Origin of the sequence: Halostella pelagica, assembly GCF_004762015.1 — an archaeon.
GTDB lineage: Archaea > Halobacteriota > Halobacteria > Halobacteriales > Natronoarchaeaceae > Halostella > Halostella pelagica.
The window spans coordinates 853429-863190 of the sequence record NZ_SJES01000001.1 but is presented as its reverse complement, the minus strand read 5'-3'; the positions used below and the strand labels follow the sequence as shown (position 1 = coordinate 863190).

Here is a 9762-nt window from a genome sequence, read left to right as displayed (position 1 = left end):
AACTCCGAATGGTCACCACTGGTGTATCGGTTGTCCGAAAGGGCACGTACCGAGCAGCCACGTGACACGGGGTAAGAGCTGAACGCATCTAAGCTCGAAACCCACCTGAAAAAGAGGTACCACTGAGATTACTCGTAGAAGACGAGTTCGATAGACTCGGGATGTACGCGCCAAGGCAACGAGGCGTTCAGTCCGCGAGCACTAACAAATCGACGCCACACACTCATCGCACTGTACCCACGAACGGGTCCAGGCGTTACCTGGATTGCACGTACATTACGGTTTCATACCACCGATATCGGTATACCACCATGGTTCGACTCCGTGGATCGGCGTTACGGCGGCCATAGCAGTGGGGTTCCACCCGTACCCATCCCGAACACGGTCGTTAAGCCCACTAGCGTTTCGGCGAGTACTGGAGTACGCGAGTCTCTGGGAAATCCGGTTCGCCGCCACCCACTCATACTACTAGCCCGTCCGGCTCCGCCGGATGGGCTTTTTTCATATCGACCGCGAGCGACGGCCACACCGCGTGTATGCGGTTGATTGATCGATTGTCGTTTTCCGTAGTCCGCCATCGACAGTGTCATTTGGTAACGTATGACAATCTAATCGTATTCGTGATGCTTCACGGTAAAGTTATGCTGTGGTGGTGAGAAGTATCGAACTGGAGGGGTGAACATGAGTATCGGCCTACAGCGGCTCGACCAGGCAGCACCGACTGAACTCGCGACGACGCTCCGGAACGCGGGCATCGCGGGTGCTGGGGGTGCCGGATTCCCTGCGCACGCGAAGTGGGGCCGTCTCGACGAGGTGGACTACCTGTTGGTAAACCACCAAGAAAGCGAACCGAACTACTACATCGACAAGCGGTTGGGTCGCGAGCGCGCGGACGCGTTCGGGGAACTGTTCGACGCACTCTTAGACCGAGCGTTCGAGACGATCGTGGTGGGGGCGAAGGCGAAAGACAGGGACGAGTGGATGGGACCGCTCGAATCTGCGACCGACGCGACGGTGTACGAACCGGCGGATCTGCCGCTCGACCCGGCCGCTGAGGCCGGGATCGTCTTCGCGTACACGGACGACCAGTACGAGTACGGGATGGAGAGCGTCCTCCTGCGCCTCGTCGCGGGGACAGTCATCGGTGATGACCTCCCGATGGACCACGGGTGGATCGTCCAGAACACCGAGACACTGGATAACGTCTACCGGACGCTCGACCGCGACGAACCGGTGACGTACAAGCACGTTCACGTTGACGGGAACGTCCCCCGTCACCGATTCTTGCGGGTTCCCGTCGGCACACCCGCGTCAACGCTCCTCGAAGCGGCGGGACGAGATCCCGAAGACCTTGACCGGGACGAGATACTTGCCGACGGCGGACCGGGCTGGTGTTTCGAGATCGAGGCGGATCCGGACGCTTTCGGAACGACCAAGCGAACGAACTGCCTGACAGTCATCGACGAGGACATCGCCGAGGAGAACACGCTCGGCGGTGACCGAATCAACGTCCTGAACGCGATCGACTGGACCGCGGACCACGAGACGTCACCGACGACGTTGACACCCGACCGCGTCCGGGTGCCACTGATTACGAACCCGGCGTTCGAGGGTGTCGTCTCGCCGAGTCGGCCCGTCGTCTCTGACGGTGCGGACATATCTGCCGGTGAGATGATCGCGGTGCCCGCAGACGACGGGATCAGCAACGCGCAACACGCGCCGATCGGCGGCGAAGTGACGGCGGTGAGCGACCGCTATATCGAGATCCGCAGTCTATCGGACGAGAGCGGCCGGATGATGTCGGAAGCGGGACGCTCTATCTACTGGACCTGGTGCGTCGAGTGCGGAGAGTACGTCGCCCGGCCGAAACGCGACCAGTTCATCGGAGAAAAGACGTACGTTTGCGAGGACTGTCAGTAGGGGCTATCGGCGCTACGGCGTCGTGGCCATCATCACTTCGTCGATGTACGTGTCGTCGAGTTTGTAGTGGTCCTCGCGGACCGCCTCCACTTGCCAGCCGTTCTCTTCGAGGAACTCGATCGCCCGCTGGTTCGTCGACGGAACGCTCTGGTAGAGCCGTTCGTACTCGTTCGCCCGCGCCCATTCCGTTGCGCGGTCGAGCAGTTCGTTCCCAATGCCCTGCCCGCGATACTCCTCCAGAACGCCGACGGTCAGTTCGGCGGTGTGGTCGAGTTTCTCCAGTTCCGGCGCATTGAGATGAACCCAGCCGATCACTGTCTCGTCGACGGTCGCGACGAAGAACATGCGCGACTCGACAGTGTTGTGTCGCAACAGGACGTTCTCGTGGTCGAGTTCGTCGGCGACCGATTCCGCGACGATGTAGGTTTTCTCGGTGGCGACCTGCCGGATCGCGCCGACGATCCCGGTCAAGTCCGCTTGACGTGCCGGGCGGATAGTGACGGTGACGTCCGCTACGTCGAACTCCTCCTCGTCACCGTCTACCTCCAGTGCGGGTTCGAGTCGCCCGTCCTCCGTCTCTCGGAGGTACCCGTTGCGCTTGAGGATCGCGACGTGATGGCGCGCGGCGCGCTGTTTCTCGACTGTTCCGGTGATCACCTTGTCTTTCGGTAGCCCTCCATTGCGCTCTATCTCTTCGAATATCTGTTGCCGGTCGTCGTGCTCGATCGATACGGGGTCGGAGAGTTTCATGTTTGTTGGTACCAGTTCACACGATAAACTACTTTCGGCGCTGCTACCGGCTCGCGGTGAACTGCTCTCAGCGACCCAGTGACGGAGAATTAGGGTTCGACGACGTCCAAGGCGTCGGATTTGATCCAGGCGCTTGGGTTCTCGCGGTCGCAGATGACGGTATCGTCGCCGTCGGAATAGCTCACGTACTGTTCGAGGTCGGGACGGTCCACGGATCCGCGGTCGCTCGTCTGGGCGATAGTGTCACGCATAATTTCGTCTTCTAAACGGCTCGTCTACCGGTCTGAACTGCTGTGAGCCCTAAAGGCTCTATGCTCAAGGAATATTATTGTCCTAGTGTCCCACGGACCGTCGCAGCGGAACAACGCGAAACGCTAGGCTTAAACGACGGCCGAAACTAGTGAAAACTGCGCCAAGGTGGCAGAGTCCGGCCGAACGCAGCGGCCTGCAGAGCCGCCCACCGCCGGTTCAAATCCGGCCCTTGGCTTTTCTCGGCTCGACAGACACGAGAGTCGTGTCTGCAACCAGGATCTAAAGAAGGGACCGACCGAAGCGGAGTAGTCGGGGTTCAAATCGGGCCCCGGCTTGACTTTCCGTTCCCGTAACTGATCTCCCCGTTCCTCAAACTGTGCCTTCCGAGACCTGTGCCCGTAACTCCTCGCAGGTTTCAACTGCACTGCGAAACTGCAGGTGTTCGTCGTACTCGTCCAATGGAACCCACTCCAGATCCGCGTATCTCTCGCCATCTTCGACCGTGTAATCGGGCACTTCACCGCTCCACTCGGTTACGACGTACGAGTGAAACCAGATCGCGGGCTCCTCTATTTTGTGCTCGCAGAGTTTGTCCAGAGACTCCACCTCGACTTGGCCCGAAAACTCTTCGTCTATCTCGCGCTGGAGCGCAGCTAGGACGTAGTTGTCGTTGGACCCCGAGGATTTGTCCGCCTCCTCTATCGTCCCGTTTGGAATGAACGTCTCCGTCCCGCCGTCCGTCGGGCGATGCTCGATCAGAATCGATTCCCCGTCGTAGAACAAGAAGATAGCGCCTTCCTTGTATCCGTCCTCGTACGAGTCGACCATACTTACCATTGACAGGTCACGGTGTTACTGTTTCTGGTCGTTATCTCCATCTCTGGGGGAGTCAACATACGGAGTAACAGATTCTGCCGAAGCGGAGAGAAGGCTTCTCACGTCCAAGGGCAACGCGACTCGTGAGAGAACACCGCGACAGGGTTTAGCCGCGGTATCGGGTCGTGACGGTCGGGTTCGTGGTGGTCGTTTCGTTTTGGCCGACTGTCGTGTCGGTTTCGTTATCCGGTTCATCGTCGACTAGTCCACCCGTGTCGACGGTGTAGTTGATCGTCTCGCGGACGACCGGTTCCCCGATCTCGGCTCCGGAATCAGCGTGATGGATCGAGACGTTGAGCGTCGCATCGGCGTCCAGAGCCGTGCCGAGAGCGACGGTAGTGCCCGTTTCTTCACCGGTGAGCACCCCGGACTGGCCGAGTACCGTCCCAGCCTCGGTACGAACTTCGACGACGTACTCCTCGGCGAACATTGTCCGGTCGACGGTGACGGTGTCGCCGTCGCCAGTCTGGTCGCTGACGCTCACGAGGTCGGGATCGTCGACCGCGGCGTTTCGCTGTTCGAACTGTCCGTCGAGGTTGTCCTCGAACAGCCACGCGTACAGGCCGTAATGTTCGTTGAACTCGTCGGTGTGGGGCTGTAAGGGCCCGTCGAACGGTTCGTCGAACAGCACCGGACGGTCGTCAGCGTCCAGTTCGGGGACCACCCACTCGGCCCCGAGGAGTTCGTATTCTCCGGTGTCGTTAATCGTGTACAGCAGCGCCTCGGGCTCACGCGGGTCGAGGTCTCCGTCGACGGCGTTCTCGTTCACGAACCGAATGCCGACGGCCCCGGACTCGTTGCTATCGAACCGGTGGGTGTCGACGTACCCGTCCCGGCGTGCGGCCTCGACGTCCTCGTACTCGCCGATCGCGTCGACGGTGTCACCGGTTACGGCGGGAGTGTAGCTGACGTTCGTGGCGTTCAGTTCCTCGTCGGTCTCGGCGTCGTGTACCGCCACGCGGACAGTGCTGGTTTCGCCGACCGGTGGCTCCATCGTGAGATTACCCTCGAACGACTCGCCGGCGTCGAAAGCTCCCGTCTCGTTGTACGACGTTCCGTCGACGCTGGCGTTGACGTAGAACGCCGTCTCCGCGGTGGCGTTGTCGACGGTAAGGTTCGTGCCGTCGCGGGTCTGGTCCGCGGCTTCGACGGTCGCCGAAACCTCAGTCATCTCCTCGATCACGGTGTAGCTGACGTTCGTCGCGTTCAACATCTCGCCGGTCGCCGCGTCGGTGACTGTCACGTTGACGGTCGCGTTCTCCTCCAGCGGCGGGGCGAGCGTGAGGTTCCCCTCGAACGTCTCGTCCGCACTGAACGCATCGGTTCCGTTTCGTGCGATCCCGTTCACGCTCGCAGAGACGGTGAAACCGACGGACGCGGAGGCGTTGTCGACGGAGAGGTTCGTGCCGTCACCCGTCTGGTCGGTGACGTTCAGGCTCGCCGTCGCACCGACGGGCTCCTCGACCACGGTGTAGCTGACGTTCGTCGTGTTCAGTTCCTCGTCGGTCTCCGCATCAACGAGAGCGACGCGGACGGTGTCGTTCGATTCGAGCGGCGGGTCGAGTGAGAGGTTCCCCTCGAAGGTTTCGCCACCATCGAACGCGTCGGTTTCGTTCAGCGTGTCTCTCGTGGTCAGCGTGTCACCGTCCACGCTCGCGTTCAGGTAGAAGCCGGTGCTCGCCGTTGCGTTGTCGACGGTGAGGTTCGTGCCGTTGCCGGCCTGGTCCGCCACGGAGAGGTTCGACGTGATATCGACGAGTTCCTCGTCGGGTGTGACGTTGTAGGTAACGTTCGTCGCGTTTAGTTCTTCGTCAGTTTCGGCGTCATGGACAGCCACGCGAAGCGTGGCGTTGCCCTCCAGCGGCGGCTCCATCGTGAGATCCCCCTCGAACGACTCGTCCGCAGCGAACGTCGCGGTTTCGTTGAGCGTCACACCGTTGTCGTCGTGTACGTCGACGTAGAAGTCGGTGCTCGCCGTCGCGTTGTCGACCGAGAGGTTTGTGCCGTTGCCGGTCTGGTTCGCAACGTCGATAGCCGCAGTCGGGGGCGAGATCTCCTCGTCGGGCGTGACGTTGTAGGTAACGTTCGTCGCGTTCAGTTCCTCGCCGGTGTCCGAGTCGTGGACCGCGACTCGGAGCGTGGCGTTGTCCTCCAGCGCCGGAGCGAGCGTGAGATCCCCCTCGAACGATTCGTCCGCGGCGAAGTCGTTCGTCTCGTTGAGGACAGTCTCGTTTCGGTGGACATCGACGTAGAACTCCGTGCTTGCGGAGGCGCTGTCGACGGTGAGGTTCGCCCCGTTACCGCTCTGGTTCGCGACCTCGAGCGTGGTGGTCGGTGCCGCAGGCTCCTCGGCGGGCGTGACGTTGTAGGTGACGTTTGTATCCGCGAGTTCCTCGTCAGTCTCCGCATCGTAGACAGCGACCTGGACAGTGCTGTTCTCCTCCAGCGGCGGAGCAAGCGTGAGGTTCCCCTCGAACGACTCGTCCGCGGCGAAGTCGTCCGTCTCGTTGAGCGTCGAACCGTTCGCGCTCGCGTTCAGATAGAACCCGACGTTCGCACTGGCGTTGTCGACGGTGAGGTTCGTGCCGTTGCCGGTCTGGTCCGAGACGGCGACACTCGCCGTCGGCACCGCCGGTTCCTCCTCGGCTGTCACGTTGTACGTGACGTTCGTCGCGTTCAACTCCTCGTCAGTCTCCGCATCGTGGATCGCTACGCGGAGGGTGCTGTTCTCCTCCAGTGCCGGCTCCAGCGTCAGGTCGCCAGCGAACGTCTCGTTCGGTCCGAACGTGTCGGTCTCGTTCAGCACCGTCTCGTTGTCGTGAACGGCGACGTAGAACTCCGTGTTCGCGGTTGCCTCGTCGATGGTGAGGTTCATTCCGTTGTCGGTCTGGTCCGAGACGGTTACCGACGCGGTGACGTTGTCCGGCGTCTCGTTATCGTCCGGCGTCTCGTTCCCGTCCGGCACGTCCCCGTCGTCTTCGGGAACCGTGAACCCGAACAGGTCGAGGCCGTTCACCGAGACGTTCTCGCCGCCCTCAGTTTCGGCGGTGACGGTGTAGTCGCCAGCCGTGAGATCCTCGACCTGCTCCGTCTCTCCGCCGGCGATAGTCACTGTCTGTTCGGTCTCGTTACTCGTCACCGTGGCGTCGACGGTCTCGTCGTTGCTGTTCGTCAGCAAGAGGACGTCGCCGCCCAGGTCGGCCCGCAACGACTCGATGGTATCGGGGTCATCGACGATGAACGACCACGCCTCGTTGCCGTTGACACGGGCCGAGTCGCCGTCGTCGGTCTGGGCCGTGACGGTGTACTCCCCCGGCGAGAGGTCAGCGACCTCCTCGCTCGCGCCCGCGGCGACGTCGACGGTGCGCTCGTCGCCGGTCTCGTTCTCGACGGTCACGGTGACACCGATCTCGCCGGGGTTGCTAAGCGTGACCGTGCTGTTCTCGACGGTGCCCTCGATATCGGGCGGGCACGCATCGACGGCGATCTCGCGGGTCTCTTCGCCGCCGAGCGGCACAGCCGTTCCGTTACTCTCGGCGGTGAGCGTCTGGTCGCCCGGCGCGATGTCGAGCGACACCTGGTCGCGAGCCGGCACCGTCACGGTCGACTCGCCGGTGTCGTTCTCGACCGTCACGTTCACCGGGAAGACGTTGGGGTTCGAGACGGTCACTTCCTCGCAGTCGGTCGCGACGCCGAGGCTCTCGATTTCCGGCGGGTCGTTCGGGTCGAGCGGGTCAGTCCCTTGCCGGACCTCCGCGCCGTCCGTGATGCCGTCGCCGTCGGTGTCGGGGTCGCTCGGGTCCGTTCCGAGTTCCTCCTCTCGCTCGTCGATGAGACCGTCGTTGTCGCTGTCGCGCGGTTCGGGGTCGTTGGGATCCAGCGGGTCGGAGCCCTGTTCGACTTCCTCGCCGTCCGGCACACCGTCACCGTCCGTGTCCGCCTCCGTCGGGTCGGTGTTCAGACGGAGTTCGCGGCTGTCCGATAGCCCGTCGTCGTCCGTGTCGGCGTCGTTCGGGTCCGTCTCGAGTTCCTCCTCCTCGTACGTGTCGCTCAGGCCATCGCCGTCGCTGTCAGCACCGGGGAAGTCGCTCGGGTCCGTCGGGTCGGTTCCCTGTCGGACCTCTTCGCCGTCGGTGACGCCGTCACGGTCCGTATCGGGGTCTGTCGGATCGGTGTCCCGGTCCGCCTCCCGGCCGTCGGTGAGTCCGTCGTTGTCCGTGTCGACGTTGAGCGGATCCGTTCCGTACACGTCTACCTCTGTCCCGTCACTGAGGCCGTCGCCGTCGCTGTCGGGGTCGCTCGGGTCCGTCCCGAGTTCCTCCTCGCGCTCGTCGGTGAGGCCGTCGCCGTCGCTGTCACGTATCTCCGGGTCGTTGGGGTCGAGCGGGTCGCTCCCTTGGTCGACCTCCTCGCCGTCCGGGATACCGTCACCGTCCGTGTCCGCGTCAGTCGGATCCGTGCCGATGGTGACCTCGCGTCCGTCGTCGAGTCCGTCGTTGTCCGTATCGGTTTCGGTCGGATCGGTGTTGTAGGTGAGAACCTCCGCACCGTCGTTCAGTCCGTCACCGTCGGTGTCAGCCTCCGTCGGGTCGGTCCCGACCCGTCGTTCCTGCTCGTTCGTCAACCCGTCCCGGTCGTCGTCGTTCTGGGGGACGACGCGGTCGCGGCCCTGACTACGGGCGTCGATGTAGATGGTGGTCGACGACCGCAGGTCTCGCTGGGCCGCAGTCGCGGTTGCAGTCGACGCGCTCTCCCGAACGATGATCTGGATCTGCGTGATGTCGACGACCTGGACCTGGGACACTTCCTGAAGCGCACCCGAACAGGCCCCCTCAGCGGCCGACTGGATCTGCACCACGCTGGCCTTCTGGCTCTGTGAAATCGCGCCGGAGGACGCCGCGCCGGTGGCGACCTGAACCTGCTCGACGCTCACGCGCTGGACCTGCCTCACGCTGGCACCGCAGGCCGCACCGCCGTGGCTCGCTGCCTCGACCTGCGCGACGGTCGCGTGCTGACTGCCAGTGAGCGATCCGGACGCGGCTCCGACCGCCGAGAACTGGATCTGCTTGACGTTTGCCTGTCCATGGTGCTTGAGGACGCCGAAGGCCGCGCCCCGGGCGGCCCCCTTGAGCTTCTCGACGTCCGCCGCATTGGGTCGTTCGAGCGCGCCGTACGCTGCGCCCTGTGCGGCCTGCTTGACTCGTTCGGGAGAGGTCACTCCGTACTGGGCTTGACCTCTGACCGCGCCCGCGGCAGCGCCGAGCGAGACCTTTCGCATCTGACGACCGCTCGCCCGCGCGTTCCGAGCGACCGCCCCGTGGCCTGCGCCGTACGCTGCGGCCTGTATCCCGGCCTCGGTGCTGCGCGGTGCGACGAGCGCGCCGTGGGTGCTTCCCTCGACGACCCACCGGACCTCGCCGGCGGTCGCGTCCTCGCTCTGTAGCAGGGTCCCGTGCGCAGCGCCGCGGGCCGCCCGCCTGACCTGCTCGACCGTCAGGTCGGTATCAGGGCCGCGTTCGAGAGTCTGTTCCACCGCGTTTCTCGCTCCCTGCTGTGCGGCCTCGACCTGTGCGTCACTGACGTTGGCTCCTTCCTCGCGCGCCATCTCCGCCCCCGCTTCGGCACCCGAGGCTGCCGCCTCAGCGTACTCGGCTTGCTCCTGTGTCGCCGCTTCCGACGCGGCTCCATGCGCCCTGCCCGTGTCGAGTACCTCACTCTGGTCGGTTTCGGTCGCCGCGGTTGCGGTCGATGAAACGTCGTTCGTCTCCGCCACGTCGCCGGTCCCCGCCGCGGCGAGGCCCGGGACGGCGATGGCGCTGACGACGAGGATAACCGCGACGGCGACGACGAGTCCGCGCTTCACGTTCATCGGCCAACCCCCCGTAAAACCCGGTCTCGGTCACACCGGTTCGGGATCGTTCGTTCCCCGGCCCAGCGACCCCGAGCTTTTCGACGGGTCGCTCG

At 63.6% G+C, this 9762-nt stretch carries 5 protein-coding genes, 1 tRNA gene and 2 rRNA genes; 4 read left to right on the top strand and 4 right to left on the bottom strand.

The window, feature by feature from the left end; genetic code table 11:
* The 3 genes from EYW42_RS19710 to EYW42_RS04305 all read left to right on the top strand — a co-directional run.
* Positions 1-225 (top strand): 23S ribosomal RNA (locus tag EYW42_RS19710); the annotation flags it as partial.
* Between the two features lie 111 nt (positions 226-336).
* Positions 337-458: ribosomal RNA gene (gene rrf, locus EYW42_RS04310) — 5S ribosomal RNA — on the top strand.
* 223 nt (positions 459-681) lie between these two features.
* Entirely contained in the window at positions 682-1920 is a 1239-nt protein-coding gene (locus tag EYW42_RS04305; protein WP_135534005.1) for an NADH dehydrogenase subunit, read from the top strand.
* A 12-nt stretch (positions 1921-1932) separates the two neighbouring features.
* Here the strand turns inward: EYW42_RS04305 and EYW42_RS04300 are convergent, their stop codons facing one another.
* Both EYW42_RS04300 and EYW42_RS19705 read right to left on the bottom strand, forming a co-directional pair.
* Positions 1933-2670, bottom strand: coding sequence for a GNAT family N-acetyltransferase (locus EYW42_RS04300; protein ID WP_135534004.1), 738 nt, complete (start codon positions 2668-2670; stop codon positions 1933-1935).
* An 89-nt stretch (positions 2671-2759) separates the two neighbouring features.
* Entirely contained in the window at positions 2760-2921 is a 162-nt protein-coding gene (locus EYW42_RS19705) for a DUF7331 family protein (protein ID WP_168192908.1), read from the bottom strand.
* Between the two features lie 160 nt (positions 2922-3081).
* Here EYW42_RS19705 and EYW42_RS04295 point away from each other — a divergent pair.
* Positions 3082-3157 (top strand) — tRNA-Cys (locus EYW42_RS04295).
* A 134-nt stretch (positions 3158-3291) separates the two neighbouring features.
* Here the strand turns inward: EYW42_RS04295 and EYW42_RS04290 are convergent.
* Both EYW42_RS04290 and EYW42_RS04285 read right to left on the bottom strand, forming a co-directional pair.
* Positions 3292-3750 (bottom strand): NUDIX domain-containing protein, encoded by a 459-nt coding sequence (locus EYW42_RS04290; RefSeq protein ID WP_135534003.1) that lies wholly within the window; start codon positions 3748-3750, stop codon positions 3292-3294.
* A 154-nt stretch (positions 3751-3904) separates the two neighbouring features.
* A complete protein-coding gene (locus EYW42_RS04285; RefSeq protein ID WP_135534002.1) occupies positions 3905-9667 on the bottom strand; it encodes a hypothetical protein in 5763 nt (1920 codons plus the stop codon).
* Between the last annotated feature and the right edge of the window lie 95 nt (positions 9668-9762).